The sequence below is a fragment of the Cyclonatronum proteinivorum genome, assembly GCF_003353065.1.
GTDB lineage: Bacteria > Bacteroidota > Rhodothermia > Balneolales > Cyclonatronaceae > Cyclonatronum > Cyclonatronum proteinivorum.
Genome location: NZ_CP027806.1, coordinates 2,822,853 through 2,844,651 on the forward strand (window position 1 = coordinate 2,822,853; position 21,799 = coordinate 2,844,651).

Genomic DNA, 21,799 nt, shown 5'->3' on the forward strand with positions numbered 1-21,799 from the left:
CTTTCAGCCCCGCGGCAACGTTTTGGTGATGAGTCCGGAGCCGGTTTTGACAATTTTTCCTTGCTCACCCAGCTTTTTAGAAGCCGCATCCAAAATACCATTGATAAATTTACCTGATTTTGCCGTCGAATACTTTTTTACGATTTCAATCGCCTCATTAATCGTAACCTTGGTCGGGATCTCTTCGAAAGCCATCATTTCGGTAATAGCAAGGCGAAGCACACAGCGATCAATAGTCGCAATTCGTTTAATATCCCAATTGGTCACAAACTCACCTACAATCGCATCGAGCTCCTCCCGGTCGCGGATGGTTTTCAGAAAAAGAGCCGTCGAAAATTCATTCAGTTCTTCATCTGCCTTCATTTTCGGATGAATGACAGTTTCCAGAATGTGCTCAAGGCTGTCGTTGCTCAACTCTGCAGCATAGAGCGCCATCATGGCTGTTTCACGGGCCTTTCTTCGGTTAAGGGTCATACAAAAAAAGTATCGGGATGTACTGAAAAATAAACTCCATAAAATAGAGAAAACAGCCGCGATAAACTACCTTCAATTCAATGGGCTTTATTGCAAAAAAAGCCGGCAACTGCCAGAAACAGTCCACCGGCTCCGTCCTTTCATAACCAAATTACGGCAGCTTACGGCTTCTCCCCTGCCATCTCATGCACCTTAAGCCACTCCTGTTCGGTAACCGGCTGAATCGACAGCCGGCTGCCCTTTTTAATCAGCATCATATCTGCCAGCTCCGGCTCCTCCTTAATGGCATCACGCAGCACCGGACGCTCAAATTTCTTTATCAGCTTCACATCAATCAGAATCCAGCGGGGCTTGTCCTCGGTCGATTTCGCATCAAAATACTTCGACTCCGGATCAAACTGACTCGGATCCGGGTACGGCTCACTTGCCACCTCCATCGTGCCCACAATCGCAAGGGGATTGGCGCGCGAGTGATAAAAAAAGATTTTATCGCCCACCTTCATATCGTCACGCATAAAATTGCGGGCCTGATAATTCCGTATGCCTTCCCACCAGGTTGTCTGATCTTCGCGGCTTGCAAGATCATCAATGCTGAATTCGTCGGGCTCAGATTTCATGAGCCAGTATCTTTTATCGGACATGCTTTGCGCTCTTTTTGATGAAAATTTTAAGGTCGGCGGAATTTAGCCCCAAACCTGCATTTTCCCAAGGCAAAGAAAGCTGCGCGTTCGGCGCGTGTGCTGTTCAGCCCGCCACCCCTGCCACGGGCATTGCGCTAAGCCGATGTTTTTATTTTTTGGGGGAAACTCAGAGAACATCACGGTCTTTCGTGGCAAATTCTGAGACCCCAAGTCAAAGATGAATGCGTTGCTTTTTTTCTGCAGCACCGCGGTATGCAGACAGGCGTTCAGCTTCCGCACCTTAATGACACATCATCTCACCCGCATTACTCATATCGCCGCTCAACACCGGACTAATAAACGGGATTCCCAGGGCAAGTCCGCGCAGGATCAGCAGCGTGCCCAGACCAATGGCCACATAAGGCACGGCTTTCTGCATCTTCAGCCGAACATCAAGGCTGACCAGCTTATTCGAAGCCGAAACCAGAAACATAACCGGGAAGGTACCGAGTCCGAAAGCGAACATATAAATCATACCATCGAGTGCTGAGCCGCTCACCAGCGCGCCCGCGAGTGCCACATACACAAAGCCGCAGGGCAGAAAGCCGTTGAGCACTCCCACGCCCAAGAGTCCGCCGGGACTGTTGATTCTGAGCATGCGACCCATCCCCTTTTTGAGCGACTCCACTGGCAGCCACAGCGGCTTCAGGTGCATCCAGTTCACCTTACCGGAAGCAATGGAAATAACCGCGACGGCAATGATAAGGCCGCCCGCCACAATGGAAATGAGCTCCTGATAGCCGGCCAGAAAAACGCCGAAGCCAAGTAGCCCGAGCACGCCTCCCATCAGCATATAGGTGAAGCTGCGTCCGATATTGTAGTTTATGCGACCTATCCAAAAGGCAGTTTTGTTGTCATTGCCCGGCAGCGCAAGGGCGATCGGCCCACACATGCCCACACAGTGCATGCTGCCGAAAAGGCCGAATAAAAATCCTGCGAAATAGAGTTCCATCTTGTTCAGTTCTGTGTAAATAAAATACAAGTCCAATATATGAATATTGAAAACTTAATTCTATCAAAAAAACCACACCCCTACCCTTTTCTCTTTTTCCGTATTTTAGCCCGTCCTATTCGGAAACCGCCCTGAACTGACCTCACCCACTCGCCCGCATTTCATGCCCAAAGCCTCCCGGCACCGTACCATCGCCCTCAAAAGAATTCCCGACCTGAAACCCTTCCTTGATGAAATCATCACCAGAGTGGAAGTCCCGGCTTATATCGATAAAGATCCCGTTCTTTTTCTGCACGCGTACGATGATGTGACGGACAAGCAGCTTGCCGGTTTCTTTGCAGCCATCATGGCCTGGGGACGGCGCGATGTTGTGATTGCGAAGGTTAGCGAGCTCATGGAACGCATGGGGCATCGCCCGGCAGTTTTCATCGGCAGCTATACCGAAGCCGACCGCGATGCCCTTGCCGGATTCAAACACCGAACCTTCACCGAAGAAGATGTGCATCACCTCGTGCTCATTCTGAACCGCATCCTGCACGAATACGGCGATTTCGAAGCCTTCTGGAAATCCGTGCGGCAACAGGCGCTCACGCAGCAGCGCGAACTCATCGCTACCTTCCATGAGCGGTTCATGGCCTATCACACCGGTCCGCAGCGTACGCGGAAGCACATTGCAAGCAGTGAAAAAGGCAGCAGCTGCAAGCGGCTCTATCTGTACCTGCGCTGGACCGTCCGCAAGAACAGCATAGTCGATACCGGCATTTACACCTTCATGCCGGCCTCAGAGCTGATGATCCCCCTCGATGTGCACGTTGCGCGACACGCCCGCCGCCTGGGCCTTTTGGGCCGGAAGCAAAATGACTGGGCAGCCGTGCAGGAACTTACCAAAAAACTGCGCTTGCTCCGCCCCGACGACCCCGCCGTTTACGACTACGCCCTCTTCGGACTGGGCATAGCCGATATAACGGTACCTGAAGAAATCATCATCAACAAACGCATTCCATAGCACTTGCAACTATCTTGCATTTGTTGCCGGAATCACGGGAAAACCCTACCTTATATAGCTGTACCGCACTTCGGCTGCGCCGCTCAGCAGCACCCTGCACGAACCATACAACGCGAAATGCGGGTCCTGAAAAACCTCACGATCAAAAAACCTTTATGAACGCTAAACCACTGCAATTCCTTAAACGGGCAAGCCTGATAGCGGGCTGTGCGGCAGGCATGCTGATTTCCGGATCAGCCGCTCAGGCCGGCACTGCCGCATCCGAAACCAAAACCGTTCAGACCACGAACATGACCGAATCCGAAAATCCGTTTTTCGCGCCCAGCACCCTGCCCTTCCAGGCACCTGACTTCGCGGCCATCCGCCTCGAGCACTACAAACCGGCCTTCCTGCGCGGCATGGAAGAACAGCTTCGCGAGATAGAAGCCATCGCGAACAATCCGGAACCGCCTACCTTCGAAAACACCGTTGAAGCCCGTGAGTACACCGGCGCCCTTTTGCTGCGCACCTCCCGCGTGTTCTCCAACATGAGCTCTGCCAACACTAGCCCCGAGCTGCAAGCCATTCAAAGCGAAATGGCCCCTTTACTCGCCGCGCATTCCGACAACATTCAGCTCAACAACCGGCTTTTTGAGCGCGTCCGCACCCTCATGTACAGTGATAGTGTAGATGAGCTCGACGAAGAATCCCGCCACCTTCTCACGCGTCAGTACCGCAACCACGTACGCGCAGGAGCCAACCTAAGTGCGGAGCAGCAAACGCGTATGCGCGAAATCAACGCACGTCTCTCCACCCTCGCCACGCAGTTTTCCGAAAGCGTGCTCAATACCACCCGCGAGCGCGCCGTCCTGATCGAAACCCGCGAAGAACTCGACGGCATGAGCGAAGGCCGCATTCGCGCAGCTGCCGAAGCCGCAGCCGACCGCGGCCATGAAGGCAAGTATCTGATCACCCTCACCAACACCACAAGGCAGCCGGTTACCGCGAGCATGACCAACCGCGAAACCCGCCGCAAGGTTTGGGAAGCCTCCGCCTTCCGCGGCCTTGGCCATGACGGACACATTGACAACCGCGGCATCATTCTCGAAATCGCGGCCCTGCGCGCCGAGCGTGCCGAAATGCTGGGTTTCAGCAACTTTGCCGAATTCCAGCTCGAAAACGAGATGGCAGGTCACCCCGACGCAGCCTATCAGTTCATGCTCGACATGCTGCCCGCTGTAAAAGCCAACACCCGCGCCGAAGCCGACGCCATCATCGCCCTCATGCGCGCCGACGGCATCGATGACGACCTCCAGCCCTGGGATTGGGAATACTACGCCGAACGCGTGCGCGCCGATCAGTTCAATGTGGATGAAAACGAAATCCGCCCCTACTTCGAACTCGAGCGCGTACTGCAGGACGGCGTTTTCTATGTGATGGAGCGTCAGTACGGCGTCACTTTTGAAGAGCGCTTCGACCTGCCGGTGTACCATCCTGATGTGCGTGTGTTTACCGTGCTCGACGAAGACGGCGGCGAAATCGGCCTGTTTTACGGCGATTTCTTTGCCCGCGAAGGCAAACGCGGCGGCGCATGGATGAGCTCCTACGTGGTGCAAAACCACCTCAAAGGCGATCTCCCTGTTGTAGTGAACGTGCTCAACATCGCCAAAGCCCCCGAAGGCGAGCCGCAGTTTGTAACCCTCAGCAATGTCGTCACCCTCTTCCACGAAATGGGTCACGGCGTGCACGGCCTCTTTTCGGATGTCCGCTTCCCTTCCCTCGCCGGTACCGCTACCCCGCGCGACTTCGTAGAGTTTCCGTCCACCTACGAAGAAGACTGGGCCATCGATCCCGAAGTGCTGCGCAACTACGCCCTCCACTACGAAACCGGCGAGCCCATCCCCCTCGATTTGCTCGACCGTTTCCTTGAAGCGCGTCAGTTCAATCAGGGTTTCGACACCTTTGAATACATCGCCGCGGCCTTGCTCGATCTCGACTGGCACACCCTCACAAGTCAAGAAATCCCGACCGATGTGGAAGCCTTCGAGCGCGCCTCCCTTGCGCGTCACGGCGTGGACTGGCCTTTCGTACCCCCGCGCTACACCAGCGGCACCTTCAATCACGTATGGCCGGGCGGCTACGCGGCAAGCTACTACGCCTACCTCTGGAGCGAAGTGCTCGCAGCCGACGCCTTCGAGTACGTGCAGCAAAGCGGCGGACTTGGTTCCGAGATCATCCGTCACTACCAAAACACCGTGCTCTCCAGCGGTGGCAGCCGTGACCCGATGGAACTCTACCGCGATTTCCGCGGGCAGGATCCCACCGTTGACGCCCTGCTGCGTCGCCGCGGTCTTGACCCCACGCCGGTAAACTAAGCGCCGTTTTTTTTTCTGGGGATGTCGTCCTGCGGGGCGGCCCCTCGTGCTCATCCCTAACAACCATCAGCAGCCGCAAAGGTGCTGATGGTTGTTTTTTTGATGGATGACTCCCCCACACAACATCACATCCAAAACCTTCATCAAACCCTATGCATCCATGAAACGCTACTTTGTGTCCATGATCTTGTTTGCGTTGCTCCCCCTTGGCCTGGGGTGCAGCAGCACTGCGCAGCTTGAAGCGCACCCACCCGCCTGGCAGGCCGACGACTCCCGCGCCCTCACCGTAGAGCGCCTCTGGGAATTGAAGCGCATCGGCAACCCGGTCATCTCCCCGGATGGCCGCTGGATCGTTGCCCCGGTGACCCGCTACACCGTCTCCGACGACCTCGCCCATACCGACCTATGGCTCTTTTCCGCTGACGGTAGCATCGAGCGTCCCCTCACCCGACACGGCTCCGCCGACGGACAGCCCACCTTCAGCCCCGATGGCAGTCATCTTGCCTTCGTAAGCCGCCGCGATGGCGACGAAGCCGCACAGATTTACGTGCTCCCCATTACCGAGCCCGGCGAAGCCATACGCCTCACCGAAATCCCGACCGGCGTTACCGGCATCAAATGGGTTGGCGAGCATCTTTACTTCATCTCCAGCATTTTCCCCGACAAAAGCTGGGAAGAAATGGCGGAGCGTCTCAAACAGGACAATGCCTCCCACATGAGCGGCCTCACCTGGAACCGCCTCCCCTTCGCCTCCTTCGACCGCTTCCTCGATGAAGAACGTCAGTCGCACCTGTTCCGGATTCACCACACCGGCGGCGAAACCCTCAACATCACCCTGCCCACGGGTCGCGAACTGCCCCGCTCCTCAGCAGGTGCCGGCAGCTATGATGTGAACCCGGACGAGTCCCTCGTTGTCTTTATGAGCGACGCCAACCGCGACGACCTCAATCCCAAAATCGACCTGTTCCGCGTCGCACCCGGCAGCATCGAAGCCGTCAACATCACCCCGGATAACATCGGCGTTGACGGAAACCCCCGCTTCAGCCGCAGCGGCCGGCTCCTCGCCTTCACCCGCAACCGCATCCCCGGCTTCTACGCGGACACCAATGATCTGATGATCTACACCGTTGAAACCGGTAATGTGCGTAACCAAACCGAAAACTGGGACCGCTCTGTTGGCTCCGTTGTCTGGGATGAAAACGACGAAAGCCTGTTCGGCTCGGTTTCTGACGCCGGCACACGCCGCATTTTCCGCTTTCACATCATTCCCGGCGTTGAGCCGCTGCCCGTAACCGGCGCAACGGATTACCCCGCCCTTGATGTAGCTGAAAACGGTACCATTGCAGCGCTCAACCACAGCTTCCTCTACCCGCCGCAGCTGCACATTCTCGACATCCCGGAGCGCAGCAGCACCCGCATCGACACCATCAACGACGACATTATGGCCGAAGTCGATCTCGGCACCTATGAATCCGTCATCTACACCGGCGCCGACGGACAGGACATTCAGATGTGGGTACACTACCCGCCCGGCTTTGATTCAAGCCAGAAATACCCGCTCTTCCTCCTTATTCACGGCGGGCCGCACAGCGCCATCACGGACGGCTTCCACTTCCGCTGGAACGCGCAGACCTTTGCGTCATGGGGCTACGTCACCGCCTGGCACAACTTCCACGGCTCCGACGGCTTCGGTCAGGACTTCACCGACGCCATCAACCCCGACTGGATCAGCAAGCCCTACGAAGACACCATCCGTGCCGCAGAGTGGTTCATGGAAAAAGACTGGATTGATACCGACCGCATGTTTGCCGGCGGCGCGAGCTACGGCGGCTACCTCTCGAGCATACTGTTAGGAAAAGAACATCCTTTCAACGCCCTCCTCATTCATGCACCGGTGTACAACCTCTACTCACAGATGGCCGCCGACTTTGCCGTGCACACCGTACGCTTCGGCAACTACTGGGAAGATGACGGCTCACACTTCGATGGCCGCACCATTTACGAAGCCATCTCCCCGCACTACTTCGCCGGCAACTTCAACACCCCGGCCCTCCTGACGCACGGTCAGGACGACCTCCGCGTACCGGTCGGGCAGATCTTCGAATTATTCCGCACCCTCCAAAGCCGCGGCGTCGATTCCCGCCTGATCTACTTCCCCAACGAAAACCACTGGATCCTGCGACCCAACAACTCCATTTACTGGTACCATCAGGTCCGCGAATGGGCCGAAAAATACGCCCCACCCGGCCCCCGCCCCCGCTAAACAATCACCATCCACTTTAAAGGGTGATGTGCCCCCGGTCAAAACCAAACACCGCGGCACATCACCCTTTTTTTATTGCGTACCCGAAGTTGGGACAGCGGACGGCAGACCGCGGACCGCAGACGGGGGAAGGGGATCGGAAGACGGATGGTGGAAAGCGGAAGACAGAAGACAGAAGACAGAAGACAGAAGACAGAAGACAGAAGACAGAAGGTCACCTCAAAAAAAACAAAAAACCTGAGTTCGATTAATAATTAGGCTAAAGTTGATCGACAAATTGTTGAAAAAGCACAATTTATATGTCGGATAAGTCACAACAAATTGCTGTATTAAGTCTACCAATAACAACAACATAGCAAAATAAGTCATGACATTATCCGACAATAAAATTACCGAAATATACTGCCTGGTTGACAACTTCTGCATCGGCTTTCATCGCTCAATGGCCAAGCATATGCTTGGAAATACCCCCAAGCGAAAGCCAAATCTGTCTACCAGCGAGGTGATCACAATTATGATTCTGTTTCATCACAGTGGATATCGCACCATCAAGTGCTTCTATACTCAATATGTCAAGGTACACATGTGTCATCTTTTCCCCAAGACCGTTTCATATAATCGCTTCGTTGAGCTTATGGCTGGTGCCAATTTGCCGCTGGCATTATTTGTCAAAGAGTGCTGTATGGGAAAGTGCACCGGTATCTCATTCATAGATTCCACTCCGCTGCGTGTGTGCAAAAACAAGCGTATATCCAACCATAAAGTCTTCAAGGGCATTGGCCAGTTGGGTAAATCTTCAATAGGATTTTTCTTCGGATTTAAACTTCATCTGGCTGTCAATGATAAGGGAGAATTGCTCAACTTCCTGATTAGTCCGGGAAATATGGACGACCGTGATCCCCTTAAAAATCCTAACTTTATCAAAGCTTTTACAGGAAAAATGTATGCAGATAAAGGCTATATCTCAGCGGCACTGTCCAGGATTTTGTTTGATGACGGCATTCATCTGATTACCCAAATACGCAAGAATATGAAAAATTGCCTGATGAGTCTTAATGACAAAATCCTGTTGCGAAAGAGATCTGTTATTGAGACCATAAATGATGAACTCAAAAACATGTGTCAAATTGAACATTCCCGTCATCGCTCTTTCGCTAACTTTTTGTCTAACCTGCTGTCGGGATTAGCTGCCTATTCCTTCTTTCCCAAAAAGCCCGCCATAAAGTATGAATCCGTTCATACTAACCAATTAAGCATGATTTAAAATCGAACTCAGGTAAAAAACAAGTCATCTCGAACAGCGGGGCATGGCAACGCCACAATAAAAGCCACGGGAACTCGACCTGCACCGACAGCCCACCGAAGTCTCATGTGAGAGATCCCCTGCGGCTGTCCGGCCCCGATATGGATCAACGCTGCGGAGCCCTACGATGCGAGATCCTTCGACTCCGCTGCGCTTCGCTCAGGATGACAGGCTGCGTGTCGCGTCATACGGCGCGGCAAGCCGCGCCGGGGTTTTGGAAAATGCCCCTGTCATCCTGAGCGGAGCCGGAGCGCAGCGAAGGCGGAGTCGAAGGATCTGGTGATGGGGTTTGGGCAGCTGATACATCCTGAGCACCTAACAGCAAAAATGCCGAATAAAAACCCGCGCAAATTTCGCTCAAACCATTAATCCGCATTCCTTCGACTCCGCTGCGGGGCATAAAGCCTCCATTTTATATTTCGGTCTGAACTAAGTACTTTCATTTCAGCATACATTTTTTTCTATTCGACCATCAGGCTTAATTCCGAAACAGCATGTCACCGAAACCGGCTGCGGCTTTGCTTTTCCTTTTTATTTGCGGCATGCTGCTGTTCAATGCCCCCTTGCTGTCGGCTTTCACCCTTCCCGATAACCCGCCCGCGCTGCTGCCGCTGTTTCTGATGTTTGCCTGGCTCGCGCTGATTGCGGCTTCTGCGCTGATCCTTCGCAAGACCGGCGCGGATGATGACGAGCAACCGGAGGCCGACCCGTGATACAGCCTGCGATAATCCTGACGGCATCTCTGCTTTACCTGCTGGTATTATTCGGGATTGCCTACTACGCCGACCGCCGCAAGGAACAGGGCCGAAGCCTGATCGCCAATCCATACATCTACGCGCTTTCGCTCGGCGTGTACTGCACGGCCTGGACCTTCTTCGGAAGCGTGGGGCGCGCCGCGGAGTCCGGGGTTGGCTTCCTGCCGATTTACATCGGTCCGACCCTGATGGCGCTGCTGTGGTGGGTCGTGCTCCGCAAGATGGTGCGTATCGCGAAACAACAGCGCATTACTTCGATTGCCGATTTTGTGGCTTCCCGCTACGGCAAGAGTACGCGCCTGAGCGTGGCCATGACCCTGATCACAGTAGTCGGCATCATTCCGTACATCGCGCTGCAACTCAAAGCGATTTCGGGCACCTACCTCGTGCTCAGCGGGGGCGACACCGCGACGACCGCCCTTTTTACCGATACGGCCCTGTACGCGACCCTCATCCTCGCGGCTTTCACCATTTTATTTGGAGCGCGCGAACTCGACGCGACCGAGCGGCATGAAGGCCTCGTGGCCGCCATTGCGTTTGAGTCCGTCGTGAAGCTCGTCGCCTTTCTCGCGGTCGGCATTTTTGTGGTCTGGTTCGTGTTCGACGGCCCGACCGATTTGTGGGCGCAGGCCATGGTGCAGCCGGGTTTGCAGCAACTCTTTTCCTTCGGGGAAGACACCATTCCCCTCAGCGAGTGGTTCTGGCTCACTCTCATTTCAATGTTCGCGATTTTGTTCCTGCCCCGGCAGTTTCAGGTGTCGGTGGTCGAGAACGTATCCGAAAAGCACATCCTCAAAGCCATTTGGCTGTTCCCGCTCTACCTGTTCGCGATCAACATTTTCGTGATTCCGATTGCGCTTGCCGGACTCATCCTCTTTCCCGGCGGCAGCGTGGATGCCGATACTTTCGTCATCACCATCCCGCTTTTTGAGGGCAGCAGTCTGCTGGCGCTGTTCGCGTTCATCGGCGGACTTTCCGCGGCTACCGGCATGGTGATTGTGGCGGTTGTGGCCCTGAGCACCATGGTCAGCAACGACCTGCTCGTGCCCGCGCTTGTCCGCTCGGGCCGCCTCGACATCGCCGCCCGCGCCGACGCGACCGGCTTCCTGTTGCTCATCCGCCGCGTGAGCATTATTGTTATTCTGTTGCTCGCCTACTCCTTCGTGCGCTTTCTCGATCAGGGCTACTCGCTGGTTTCCATAGGGCTGATTTCCTTTGTGGCGGTTGCGCAGTTTGCCCCGGCTATACTCGGGGGACTTTTCTGGAAGGGCGCCTCCCGCGACGGCGCACTCGCAGGTCTGCTGACCGGCTTCGGGATCTGGCTGTTCACCCTCGTGCTGCCCACGCTGGAAACCGCGGAGGTTTTGAGCAGCAGCATCACCGAAAACGGCCTCTTTGGCCTGCCCCTGCTCCAGCCTTATGCGCTGTTCGGGGTATCGCAGCTTGACCCGATTTCACACGCGGCCTTTTGGTCGCTCAGCCTGAACAGCCTGCTCTTTTTCGGGGTATCGCTGCTGAGCCGGCCGGGGCTTTCGGAGCTGTCGCAGGCGAGTCTGTTTGTGGACGCCCTCGATCCGGGACGGCAGCAACTGCGGGGCAGCCTGAGTCAGCGTACCGCTTCGCGCGAAGACGTCATCCACATCATGCAGCGATTCCTCGGGCCGGAACGCACGGCCAAAGCGCTTGAAGAATACGAACAGCTTTATCCCGCCGATCCGCTGAAGGCGCAGCGGGGTATAGACGGGGACAGCTTCATCAACTATGCCGAAACCCTGCTCGGCGGGGTCATCGGATCGGCTTCGGCGCGGACCGTCGTTTCATCGGTCGCACAGGAAGAGCCGCTTGGTATGGAGCAAATCATGACCATGCTGGATGAGACACGTCAGGCGCTGGCCTACAGCCGCGAGCTCGAAGAAAAATCAGCCGCACTCGAGCTCACAACCGCCGAGCTGAAGGAAGCCAACACCCGCCTGCGGGAGCTCGATGAAATGAAAGACGAATTCATGTTCACCGTCACGCATGAGCTCAAAACGCCGCTCACCTCCATCCGCGCCTTCACCGAAATCCTGCGCGACAACCCCGGAATTCCGGCGGAAAAGGCCGGGGAGTTTCTCGACATCATCACCCGGGAGACGGAGCGGCTTTCGCGCCTCATCACGCAGATTCTGGACATGCAGCGGTTCGAAAAAGGCGCGATGAATGCAGCCTTTGAACAGGATGATCTTCGCCGTATCGCAAATAACGCCGTGCAGGCTACCGAACATAAGTTCCGTGAGAAGCAACAGGAATTCCGGCACAATCTCGATAGTTGCGGTGACCTGCCCATGCAGGCCGACGCCGATCAGCTCGAACAGGTCATCGTAAACCTGCTCGCCAACGCGTCCAAGTTCACGCCTGCCGGCGGGCGCATCAGCCTGGACCTCAGCAAAACGCCGGATCATTACCTGATGGAAGTCACCGATAACGGTCCCGGCGTACCAGAGGACGAGCGCGAGCTGATTTTCGAGAAATTCTCCCGCGCCCGTCATGCTACCGAAGCGAGCATCCCCGGAACCGGACTGGGGCTGAGTATCGTGAAATCCATCGTCGCCCTGCACCGCGGCACCGTTGCTGTGACCGACGCTCCGGATGGGGGCGCCTGTTTCCGGATTACGCTGCCTTTTGATTGATGATCGTCTGTCGTTTATGGGACGCGGATATTTTTGGGATTGAGCGGGGATTTGTGTGGATTTGGGCAGATTTTGGATTACGATGGACCCGGCTGAGAATCTGGATTAACCCAATTCCATTTGCCCGATTTGCGTCCTGCCATCGTGTACCATGCAAAAAAGCAAGGGACCCGTGCCGATTTGGGGTGACCGAGCCAGCGCCAAGGGCCTTGATGTTCACGGCGTTCTACCCAAAAAAAACATAGCTGGTTAAAACAGGCAGCGGGTGTGGGGCCTGGTCTTTTATTGCGGGTTGCAATCGCTTTTCCTACGTATCAAAGCGGATTTTTTTTTACTTTGGGTTCATAGTTATAAATCCGACCCTAACCTTAGTTTTCCTTCAATATGCCTGTGAACGTCCTGATTGTTGACGATGAACCGAACATTGTGATTTCCCTGGAATTTCTGATGGCGCAGAACGGACTCACGCCTTTTATTGCGCGCTCCGGAGAACAGGCTATTGATTTTTTGGAAGATAAGGTGCCTGATGTGGTGCTGCTCGATGTGATGCTGCCGAACCGTTCGGGCTTCGATATTTTGCAGTACATCCGGAGGAACGAGCGGCTGAAGAACATTAAGGTGATCATGCTGACCGCGCGCGGGCGTGAACAGGATGTTTCGAAGGGGATGGATTTGGGCGCGGATGCGTATGTCACCAAGCCGTTTTCGACCCGTGAGCTCGTGAATAAAGTGAAGGAGTTTGCGCGCCATGAACCGTAATGAACAGCGCCTTTTTTCGATTTATTTTTTCTCCGGCTTCGCGGTCATTCTGGTGAGTGTGAGCCTTTTTGCGGTTTTACTGTGGAAGTTTGAGCTGGTGCGTGCGGAAGGCGGTAGTCTGATCTGGACGATGCTGCTGCTGGTTGCGCTGCTTTCGGGGGCGCATTTCGCGGGACTTAAGCTGTTCTTTACGAACATGCTCGAGCCGCTGAACCGGCTCAACGATGCGCTTCAGGCCTTTGAAGCGGGCAGGGAGCTGGAGCTGCGCGGAAGCACGTTCACCCGAAATCTGATTACGTCTATCAACCGTCTGAACCGGGCTTACCGCGAGCTGAAGCAAACAACCGATGCCCGCATTGCCGATGCCAACGAGAAGTTGGAGCGGGAAAAGCGTACGCTTGCGACCCTGATTTCCGAGCTGCATTCGGGCGTGATTTTGTGTTCGGGGGAAGGCCGTATCATCCTGTATAACCCTGTGATTGAAGAAATGGCCGCCGATGCGCAGGTGCGGGCGCGGCTGGGGCTTGGTAAGGATATCCGCGGGCTGTTCGATGCGGGTTTGGTTGACTATCTTTTTGAAGAGTCGCGCGGACTGCTGGCGTCGGGCAGCAAAGCGCTGTCAGCGGCGGTGAGCTATGCGCCCTCGGGCGATCTCGTGCGGCTCAGCCTGATTCCGGTGAGCACGACCGATGCGGACGGCGGGGAAGCCTGGCTGCTGATTATGCGCAATATCGCGCCGGAAATGCGGCAGGCTGCGGGGCGTGACACCTTGCTCAAACAGCTTTCGGAACAGGTGCGGGCTTCCGTTGCGAGCATTCGGGCCGCCGGGGAAAATTTATCCGAATATCCCGATATGCCTGCGGCAATGCGGCAGAATTTTGTTAGCGTCATTGAAGATGAAGCCGGACGCCTGGGGTCGCGGGTCGGCGAAGTGTTGGGCGAGTATGAAGAAACCTACCGCTCGTACTGGCCCAAAGAGCCGGTGCTGCTGCGCGCGTTTCTGGAAAACTTTGCACAGCGGGCCGCCAAGCTGACCGGACTGGATGTCCGCCTGCCGGATCAGATGCAGACAGGTATGATTCGCGTGGATACCTACGCGCTGCTGCTCACCCTGCTCGACCTGCAAACTCGGGTTAGCGAAGCGCTGTCTGCCAAAGAAGTGCAGCTTCAGATTACCGACCGCGACAAGCTGACCGAACTGCGGCTGCTCACGCCGGGCGTGCTGAAGGAGCGCAACGAGCAACTTCTCGAATCCTGGCTCGAAGCAAAGCCCAGCCTTGCGGGCAGTGCGCACCCGGTGAGTTCGGGTGAGATTCTCGACCGGCACGATGCCGAGATCTGGATCAAAACCAACCGCGAACTGAGCGACGCCCCGCAGACCGAGCTCTGCCTCGTGCTTCCTTTCGAGCACAGCGCGGCTCCCGAAACCAGCGCGCCGTCAGAAGCCGCTGCAGCTGATGCGAAAATGGCCGCGGGTTCGCGTCCGGTGTATTATGATTTCGAACTTTTTTTGCAGTCCAAAACATCTCCCGAGCTGGCCGATGCCAAACTCTCGGAACTCAGCTTCACCGTATTCGATCTTGAAACGACGGGGCTGAATCCATCCGTCGGGGATGAAATCATTTCCTTTGGCGGTATCCGGATTCTCAACAATAAGCTTCTCACGCACGACACCTTTGACGCCCTGTGCAAGCCTGCGCGCCCGGTGAGTCCTGAATCGACCGCGATTCACGGCATTACCAATGAAATGCTTGCCGGCAAGCCGCCCGTCACGGAGATTCTGCCGGCCTTCCATGCGTGGTGCGAAAACAGCGTGCTTGTGGGGCACAACATCGCCTTCGACCTCCGCTTCCTCAAGCTGCTCGAAAAGCGCAGCGGACTCGTGTTCAATCAGCCCGCCCTCGACACCCTGCTGCTTTCCTCCGTGCTCTTCCCCGATGCCGAAGCGCACGGCCTCGAAACCCTTTGTGCCAAATTCGGAATCACTGTCAAGGGCCGGCACTCCGCCCTTGGCGACGCCATCGCGACGGCGGAAGTTTTTGCCTACCTCATTCCCCTGCTCGCCGACCGCGGCATTACGACGCTCGCACAAGCCCGGGACCTCAGCAAAGATTCACACTTTACCATGCTGAAATACTGATTGATGTGCGGGCAGCGCGGCGGTTCAGAAGAAGGTTGCATAGGGTTAATTGGATCGGATTCGAAAACCAACGCTCACGCCAAACTGTGAAATGATCAAACCCTGCCCGATGGAAGGTGTGAAGCCTGCGCGAAGTACACCAAAGTTTTTTCCGTCAATCCGGATCCCAAAATTGAAGCTTAAGAAGCCGCGTAAATCAGCGTCAACAAGATAAAAAGAAGGACCTGCCCCAAATTCATACGCCCACCTTCGGTTGTTCTGAATTAAGAAAGGCTGACTGAAGGCATATCCCATGTGGAGTACCGGCGTGCAGATTCCTTCTGTCCGGTTTCCGTCATTGTTTAGAAAGAAAATCTCAATGCTTTCACAGTCGCGAAAATTATCGTCAATCATAGCCGACTCTAAAAGGGGAAAGCCAACGCCAAACCGAACGGCATGTCCCTCTCTGTTACTTCGCTCATAATTAACAGAAAAACCGGAGCTGTAACCGAGAATCTCCAGGAAAACGGCTTCCTGAATGTCATCGGCTCCCAACCGCTGCGCAGAAACCGGATCAAATGAACCTAAAAACACGACCAAGAGTCCGACAGAAAAAATGTTGCGCAAAAAAGACATGCAGCGTACCTCGGTGAAATAAAATTAATAGTTTGTGTTGGCCATTATCTGACGCGCACAGGGTACAACGGATACCCCAATTCAAAAAAGATGTACCGCCGGAAATGGCTGTCACCCGGATTGACCGTCTATGTACCTGTTGCGATTGCTTTGGTTCCCTTTATAGTGATTAACTTTGGTTTTTTGAAGCGCTTTAGCAAAGTGGTTGAGTATAAGATTTAGCTACTGATGACTCTGTTATTGTTTTTTTTGCTTAGTAGAATAAGCAATTTGTGCGTATTTTTGCTTAATAGAATAAGCAAAAACACAGGTTTTAGGTTAATCTCTTTCCGTAATGCAACAGCTGTTTGAAAAATCCATCCAAAAAATCCGGCGGACCAGTCTTCAATTCAAGCGCAGCCTGATTGATGAAATCGACTGGTCAGCACGGCTTATAGGAATCAAAGGGCCGCGCGGTGTCGGAAAAACGACGCTGATGTTGCAGTATATGCGCGAGAATCTTCCGCTAAATGATCAATGCCTGTATGTAAGTCTGGATTCGGCCTGGTTTGCACGGCATGAACTCAGCGGATTCATTGATGATTTTGTGAAGGCCGGGGGACGCTACCTTTTCCTCGATGAAGTTCACAAATACCCCGGCTGGTCTACAGCCCTGAAAAATGCCTGGGATGATTATCCGGATTTAAAAATAGTTTTTTCCGGATCTTCCCTGTTGGAAATTGTAAATGCCCGGGCCGATCTCTCCCGCAGAGCTCTGGTTTACACCTTACCCGGTCTTAGCTTCCGGGAATATCTTGCGCTTAAATCAGGCATTACGTTACCAGCACACGATCTCTCTGACATCCTTGAAAACCATGTTGCGCTTTCGTCAGAAATCACCGCTGAAGTTCGTCCGCTGCCGCTGTTCCGGGCGTATCTGAAGCAAAGGTTTTATCCCTTCTTTTTAGAATCACCGGACACCTACCTGTGGCGGCTTGAAGAAGTCGTAAACTATATTTTGGAAGCGGAACTCCCTGCACTTCGTAACATTGACATAACTTATGTGCCCCGAATAAAAAAACTCATGCAGATCATTGCAGAATCCGTGCCTTTCACCCCCAATGTTACGCAACTGAGCGGCCGTATTGGCATTAACCGAAACACCCTCATTTCATACTTTCACTATCTGGAAGAAGCTTCGATCATTCAAAATTTGTACAAAGATTCCGCCGGCCTTACGAAAATGCAGAAGCCCGTTAAAATCCTGATGGAGAATACCAATCTCATGCATGCGATAGCGCCTCACAAAGTAAACGCGGGCGCTGAGCGCGAAACATTCTTCGTAAATCAGCTAAAAATGAATCACACGGTGGAATACAGTGATATTGGTGATTTTCGAATTGATCAGCATTATTATTTTGAGATAGGCGGCAAAAATAAAACAGGAAAACAACTTCAGGGACAAGCCGGCTGGGTCGCTGCCGATACCATCGAGACCGGTTTCAAAAACATCATCCCCCTCTGGCTTCTGGGGTTTTTGAAGTAGCCCGCATTATTCACCAAGAAATTTTCTTGCTGGCAAGGCGAAGATGAAAACTCAGCGGAAGGGTACCTAAGTACCCTGAGCATGAGTTTTCATCTTCAACGCCGCCAGCGGGGAAATTTCGCAGTCTTTACACCACACTCAAATTTGGGCTACCGGTGTATTTAGCTAAGCCAATTTTAAACTGATACTTATAAAATAAATTCTTTTAATAGTGAATAATGCGGGGTAGATAAATTCTGCCGCACCTTTTTCCCGTTTGTCCTATATTCCTGCAAACAAACCCGTCATTTGAATACCTATCATCAAGTAAATATGCCCATAACCTACGTAAAGCTAAACGACTTTGTAAGCCTGCTCGACCCGGCAGCCAACATCATCCTGAACATGAGCGCGGAAGAAGCGGAAGAGATTGTCCGCAGCGGCAATCCCGCGAAGGTGCGCTCGATTGAAGGCTCATTTGCGATTGTCACCAAAAATGGCATGGAAGTCACGATGGCGCGGTCCATCAGCCGGCCCATGCGGTATTTCATGGCCAAACAGGTCGACGGGCCGCTCCTCATTGTGGCCGAGCGCATTGACGAAATCTACGAATACCTGAAAAGCCTCGGGCTACATCATCAGTTTAATCCGGCCTACACGCGCATGGTGCCGGCGCACTATGTGGTGAAGCTTCAGGTTGTGGGCTGTCCCGACCCGAATCCGGATTACACCCGTTATTTTGTACCTGAACGCGAAACCCTGCCCGCGGACCTCGACGAAATCGGGCGGGCCTATGTCGGGGCGATGGCCAACGAGTGTCAGAAATGGCTGCAATCCATTGATGAAAAAGAGCCAATCGGCGTGCTGTTTTCCGGCGGCATTGACAGCGGCTCCGTCTTTCTGGTGCTGTATCACACCATGCTGAAGCTCGGCATGTCACCGGCCCGGCTCAAGGCCTTCACGCTTTCTGTGGAAAACGGTCCGGACGCGCGGCAGGCCCGCTCTTTCCTGAAGGCGCTCGATCTCGAACTCTTCCACGAAGTGCTGGAAGGCACCCTTGCCGACCTCGACTATAAGGCGGCCATCCGCGTGATTGAAGACTACAAGCTGCGCGATGTTGAAGCGGCGACGACAACGCTCGCGCTCTGCAAACTCCTGCGTGCGCGCTACCCCGACTGGAAATACCTTGCCGACGGCGACGGGGGCGATGAAAATCTCAAAGCCTACCCGATTGAAGAAAATCCGGAGCTCACCATTCGCAGCGTGCTCGGCAATACCGTGTTGTACCATGAAGGCTGGGGCGTGGATAAAATCAAGCACTCGCTCACCTACTCCGGCGGACAAAGCCGCGGCGCGGTCCGCACCTGGGCGCCGGCACGGCATTTCGGATTCACCGGTTTCAGCCCGTATGCGCTGCCCGATGTGATTCAGGTCTCGGAAGGGATCCCCTTCATCGCGCTTACCAACTGGGAGCACGACCGCTTGTATCAGCTCAAGGGCGAAATCGTGCGCCGTGGCGTGAAGGAAATTACAGGAATCGACATGCCGGTCAATCCCAAGCGGCGCATGCAGGAAGGCACAGTGGGCAGCGATAAGTTCGCGGATGTTTTCGCGGACAACGAGATGACCTACCGCCTCTACTTTCAGTCGCTTTATGCCAAATAACCGCGAAATTGTAGCGGCACGGCCGGAAAAGGTCAGCGGACTCGACCCTTTCCGGCCGTATCATTTTCTGCACGAGCAAGAGCCCGGTCCCGACGGGAAGCTGCGTCGGGTCAACACCATTTTCCTGACCAACCGGGAGTGCCCGTTCAAGTGCGTTTTTTGCGACCTTTGGAAGCACACCCTCGACAGTCCGACGCCCGTTGGCGCCATCCCCGCACAAATCCGGTACGCGCTTGAACGCCTGCCGCAGGCGGATGTCCTGAAGCTGTACAACAACGGCAATTTTTTCGACCTCAAAGCCATCCCCCGAAAAGACTACCCCGAAATCGCGCAGCTTTGCGAAGGCTACGAGCGGGTCATCACCGAGAACCATCCCAAAATTGGCGGGCCGCAGGTTGAGGAATTCCGGGATATGATCAGCGGTGAGCTTGAGATCGCGATTGGGATTGAGAGCATACATCCCGAAGTACTGCCGCGGCTGAATAAGCAAATCACGATGCAAGACCTCGCGCAGACGGCAGCTCGTTTCCGGGAAGCCGGCATTGCGTTACGCGGCTTCATCCTCCTGAATCCGCCCTACCTCACCAATCCGGATGAAATCCGGCGATCCTGTCTCGATACCATCCACTTTGCATTCGACAGCGGATTTGAGACCGTCAGTATCATCCCCGTGCGCACAGGCAACGGCTACATGGAGCGGCTGCAGGACGCCGGCGATTACGTGCCGCCGGATTTGCGCATGCTGGAAGACGTCATGACCGAAGCTCTCAGCTGGAAGCGCGGTCGGGTATTCGCGGATTTGTGGGATGTGGAACTCTTCTGGAAAGAGAAGGAGGAAGGCTTTAAAGACTGGCAGGCCCGAATGGAAGAGCTAAACCTCACGCAGCATGTCGGTGCGCAGAAGGGTTGAATAATGAAAAGAAAGTGCCCGAATAAATAACAGCTATCATTTCAGGAATAAATTTAACAAATCCGCATACCGGCTTTCACCATATTCCGTCATCAAAATAAACAATAACAAGATGGCATTAGCCTACTGATTTCATACAGTTTGCACAACGAGACGGATGAGAAGAAAAAAACAGCTATTCGAAAACATTCCGGCACATGCCGGCATTGTGGTGGCGGGCGCCGGGTTTGGCGGATCGCTTCTTTCCATTATTCTTAAACAACAGGGTCACGATGTACTGTTGCTTGAGCGAAGCACACATCCCCGTTTTACCATTGGCGAGAGTTCAACGCCCATAGCCGATATGATTCTGCGCGATCTGGCGCAGACCTATGGACTTGAATGGCTTACGCCCCTGAGCCGCTACGGAAGCTGGAAAGAAAGCTATCCGGAACTCAGGGTTGGGTTGAAACGCGGATTCAGCTACTATTTTCATGAACCGGATAAACCCTTTTCGGACGACACGCGCCATGCGCGAAGCTTGCTCGTTGCCGCAAGCAACAGCGATGAATCTTCAGACACACAGTGGTACCGCCCCGATTTCGACGCCTTTCTGGTACAAAAGGCCGTAGAAGAAGGTGTCGCCTATTACGATCAGACCGAAATTACGCGGGTGCTCGACAACGGCCCCGGTCACCCGTGGTATCTCAGCCTCCGGAGCGGAAAACGCACGCACGAGCTGTCGGCAGATTTTATCATTGACGCCACCGGCGCCGATCAGCTTTCACGCTTGCTGGGCGTGAAGCCCGCTGACTATGCCTTCCATACAAGCTCAGCGGCGGTATTTTCGCACGTCACCAATGTCCCCGAGTGGCACAGCTACCTGCAGGAACAGGGCATATCCGGAACGGACACCTACCCCTTTCACCCTGACCATGCCGCGCTTCATCACCTGATTGATGAAGGCTGGCTGTGGATGTTGCGCTTTTCCGACGGCCTCCTCAGCGCCGGATTTATGCTCAGCTGGGAAGATCAGAAACAGCTCGTCCGGAAATCAAACCACAAGCTGGTACAGCACCTGTTCCAGCAATACCCCTCCCTGAACGCCCTGTTTGATGGGGCGGAAATTGCACAGCTGCCCGGAAAATGGCTCAAAACCAAACCCCTGCAGCGCATGTCCCAAAACGCCGCAGGGTCCGGATTTGCCCTGTTGCCGCACTCGGCAGGCTTTGTTGACCCCATGCACAGTACCGGCATTGCCATCACGCTGTGTGCCATTGAAAAGCTTGCCCTTCTGTTCCGGGAAGCAAAGCCGGGAGAAACCGTTAACAGCTACGCCCTCGACGCCTACAGTATCAGCATTATGCGTGAGCTGCAGCTGATTGATGTGCTGGTTGCCGGTTGCTACAAAACCCGGCGGAATCCGGATCTGTTTGAAGCCTGGCTCAGCTGTTACTTCACCTGTTCCATCAGCTACGAACAAGCACGGCTGAAAGGCGAGCGGCCGGCCTCCTTCCTCAACGCGATGGAACAGCCGGTCAGCAGTATGATTTATGAAGCCTGGGAACATTTGCTGCAGCTGGAAAAAGAAGGCTTTCCCGACGCCGCTTGTCACGCCTTTATTGAAGCCATGCGCCGCCGGATTCAACCCTGGAACATCGCCGGACTCCTCACGCCCAATCAAAAAATGTACGCCCATACGGCGGTCGATTTATAAGTTACGGGTGCAGCCAAAGCGCAGCATTGCCTAAAATTACTGATTCAATCTTTC

At 54.5% G+C, this 21,799-nt stretch carries 16 protein-coding genes; 12 read left to right on the forward strand and 4 right to left on the reverse strand.

The annotated features are described in order from the left end of the window. Positions 1-3: 3 nt before the first annotated feature. The 3 genes from nusB to CYPRO_RS10740 form a co-directional block, all read right to left on the reverse strand. Positions 4-474, reverse strand: a complete 471-nt coding sequence (nusB, locus tag CYPRO_RS10730; RefSeq protein WP_114984611.1) for a transcription antitermination factor NusB — start codon at positions 472-474, stop codon at positions 4-6. A gap of 161 nt (positions 475-635) precedes the next feature. Beyond that, positions 636-1,115, reverse strand: coding sequence for an EVE domain-containing protein (locus CYPRO_RS10735; protein ID WP_240644738.1), 480 nt, complete (start codon positions 1,113-1,115; stop codon positions 636-638). A gap of 280 nt (positions 1,116-1,395) precedes the next feature. Beyond that, entirely contained in the window at positions 1,396-2,106 is a 711-nt protein-coding gene (locus CYPRO_RS10740; protein ID WP_114984612.1) for a sulfite exporter TauE/SafE family protein, read from the reverse strand. Positions 2,107-2,269: 163 nt separating this feature from the next. On the opposite strand from CYPRO_RS10740, the gene CYPRO_RS10745 reads away from it, so the two are divergent. The 8 genes from CYPRO_RS10745 to CYPRO_RS10785 all read left to right on the forward strand — a co-directional run bounded on the left by CYPRO_RS10745 (position 2,270) and on the right by CYPRO_RS10785 (position 15,355). Continuing rightward, positions 2,270-3,112, forward strand: coding sequence for a TIGR02757 family protein (locus CYPRO_RS10745; RefSeq protein ID WP_114984613.1), 843 nt, complete (start codon positions 2,270-2,272; stop codon positions 3,110-3,112). A gap of 155 nt (positions 3,113-3,267) precedes the next feature. Further along, the gene (locus CYPRO_RS10750) at positions 3,268-5,466 is read left to right on the forward strand and encodes a M3 family metallopeptidase (RefSeq protein WP_114984614.1); all 2,199 of its coding nucleotides are present in this window, start codon (positions 3,268-3,270) and stop codon (positions 5,464-5,466) included. A 160-nt stretch (positions 5,467-5,626) separates the two neighbouring features. Further along, entirely contained in the window at positions 5,627-7,729 is a 2,103-nt protein-coding gene (locus CYPRO_RS10755) for a dipeptidyl-peptidase 5 (protein ID WP_114985778.1), read from the forward strand. A 367-nt stretch (positions 7,730-8,096) separates the two neighbouring features. Next, positions 8,097-8,993: an IS982 family transposase gene (locus tag CYPRO_RS10765; RefSeq protein WP_114983194.1), complete on the forward strand. Its 897-nt coding sequence runs from the start codon at positions 8,097-8,099 to the stop codon at positions 8,991-8,993. Positions 8,994-9,526: 533 nt separating this feature from the next. Beyond that, complete coding sequence (locus CYPRO_RS10770; protein ID WP_114984616.1) at positions 9,527-9,745, forward strand: hypothetical protein; 219 nt, start codon at positions 9,527-9,529, stop codon at positions 9,743-9,745. Next, a complete protein-coding gene (locus tag CYPRO_RS10775; protein WP_114984617.1) occupies positions 9,742-12,456 on the forward strand; it encodes a sensor histidine kinase in 2,715 nt (904 codons plus the stop codon). The genes CYPRO_RS10770 and CYPRO_RS10775 overlap by 4 nt, the downstream gene beginning before the upstream one ends. 384 nt (positions 12,457-12,840) lie before the next feature. Next, positions 12,841-13,215, forward strand: a complete 375-nt coding sequence (locus CYPRO_RS10780; protein WP_114984618.1) for a response regulator transcription factor — start codon at positions 12,841-12,843, stop codon at positions 13,213-13,215. Beyond that, complete coding sequence (locus tag CYPRO_RS10785; protein WP_114984619.1) at positions 13,205-15,355, forward strand: 3'-5' exonuclease; 2,151 nt, start codon at positions 13,205-13,207, stop codon at positions 15,353-15,355. The genes CYPRO_RS10780 and CYPRO_RS10785 overlap by 11 nt, the downstream gene beginning before the upstream one ends. A 45-nt stretch (positions 15,356-15,400) precedes the next feature. Here CYPRO_RS10785 and CYPRO_RS10790 read toward each other — a convergent pair whose 3' ends face one another. Beyond that, the gene (locus tag CYPRO_RS10790) at positions 15,401-15,970 is read right to left on the reverse strand and encodes a hypothetical protein (protein ID WP_114984620.1); all 570 of its coding nucleotides are present in this window, start codon (positions 15,968-15,970) and stop codon (positions 15,401-15,403) included. A 334-nt stretch (positions 15,971-16,304) separates the two neighbouring features. Between CYPRO_RS10790 and CYPRO_RS10795 the strand changes: the two genes are divergently transcribed. The 4 genes from CYPRO_RS10795 to CYPRO_RS10810 all read left to right on the forward strand — a co-directional run bounded on the left by CYPRO_RS10795 (position 16,305) and on the right by CYPRO_RS10810 (position 21,745). Further along, positions 16,305-17,495, forward strand: a complete 1,191-nt coding sequence (locus CYPRO_RS10795; RefSeq protein WP_114984621.1) for an ATP-binding protein — start codon at positions 16,305-16,307, stop codon at positions 17,493-17,495. A 312-nt stretch (positions 17,496-17,807) separates the two neighbouring features. Beyond that, on the forward strand, positions 17,808-19,139 hold the full coding sequence (locus CYPRO_RS10800; protein ID WP_114984622.1) for an asparagine synthase-related protein: 1,332 nt from the start codon (positions 17,808-17,810) through the stop codon (positions 19,137-19,139). After that, positions 19,129-20,049: a radical SAM protein gene (locus CYPRO_RS10805; RefSeq protein ID WP_114984623.1), complete on the forward strand. Its 921-nt coding sequence runs from the start codon at positions 19,129-19,131 to the stop codon at positions 20,047-20,049. The genes CYPRO_RS10800 and CYPRO_RS10805 overlap by 11 nt, the downstream gene beginning before the upstream one ends. A 157-nt stretch (positions 20,050-20,206) precedes the next feature. After that, a complete protein-coding gene (locus CYPRO_RS10810; protein WP_114984624.1) occupies positions 20,207-21,745 on the forward strand; it encodes an NAD(P)/FAD-dependent oxidoreductase in 1,539 nt (512 codons plus the stop codon). Positions 21,746-21,799 lie beyond the last annotated feature (54 nt).

Bases quoted from the DNA above. Each gene is read 5' to 3' on its own strand.
- nusB (WP_114984611.1), bottom strand. From the start codon at position 474: ATGACCCTTAACCGAAGAAAGGCCCGTGAAACAGCCATGATGGCGCTC.
- CYPRO_RS10735 (WP_240644738.1), bottom strand. From the start codon at position 1,115: ATGTCCGATAAAAGATACTGGCTCATGAAATCTGAGCCCGACGAATTC.
- CYPRO_RS10740 (WP_114984612.1), bottom strand. From the start codon at position 2,106: ATGGAACTCTATTTCGCAGGATTTTTATTCGGCCTTTTCGGCAGCATG.
- CYPRO_RS10745 (WP_114984613.1), top strand. From the start codon at position 2,270: ATGCCCAAAGCCTCCCGGCACCGTACCATCGCCCTCAAAAGAATTCCC.
- CYPRO_RS10750 (WP_114984614.1), top strand. From the start codon at position 3,268: ATGAACGCTAAACCACTGCAATTCCTTAAACGGGCAAGCCTGATAGCG.
- CYPRO_RS10755 (WP_114985778.1), top strand. From the start codon at position 5,627: ATGAAACGCTACTTTGTGTCCATGATCTTGTTTGCGTTGCTCCCCCTT.
- CYPRO_RS10765 (WP_114983194.1), top strand. From the start codon at position 8,097: ATGACATTATCCGACAATAAAATTACCGAAATATACTGCCTGGTTGAC.
- CYPRO_RS10770 (WP_114984616.1), top strand. From the start codon at position 9,527: ATGTCACCGAAACCGGCTGCGGCTTTGCTTTTCCTTTTTATTTGCGGC.
- CYPRO_RS10780 (WP_114984618.1), top strand. From the start codon at position 12,841: ATGCCTGTGAACGTCCTGATTGTTGACGATGAACCGAACATTGTGATT.
- CYPRO_RS10785 (WP_114984619.1), top strand. From the start codon at position 13,205: ATGAACCGTAATGAACAGCGCCTTTTTTCGATTTATTTTTTCTCCGGC.
- CYPRO_RS10790 (WP_114984620.1), bottom strand. From the start codon at position 15,970: ATGTCTTTTTTGCGCAACATTTTTTCTGTCGGACTCTTGGTCGTGTTT.
- CYPRO_RS10795 (WP_114984621.1), top strand. From the start codon at position 16,305: ATGCAACAGCTGTTTGAAAAATCCATCCAAAAAATCCGGCGGACCAGT.
- CYPRO_RS10800 (WP_114984622.1), top strand. From the start codon at position 17,808: ATGCCCATAACCTACGTAAAGCTAAACGACTTTGTAAGCCTGCTCGAC.
- CYPRO_RS10805 (WP_114984623.1), top strand. From the start codon at position 19,129: ATGCCAAATAACCGCGAAATTGTAGCGGCACGGCCGGAAAAGGTCAGC.
- CYPRO_RS10810 (WP_114984624.1), top strand. From the start codon at position 20,207: ATGAGAAGAAAAAAACAGCTATTCGAAAACATTCCGGCACATGCCGGC.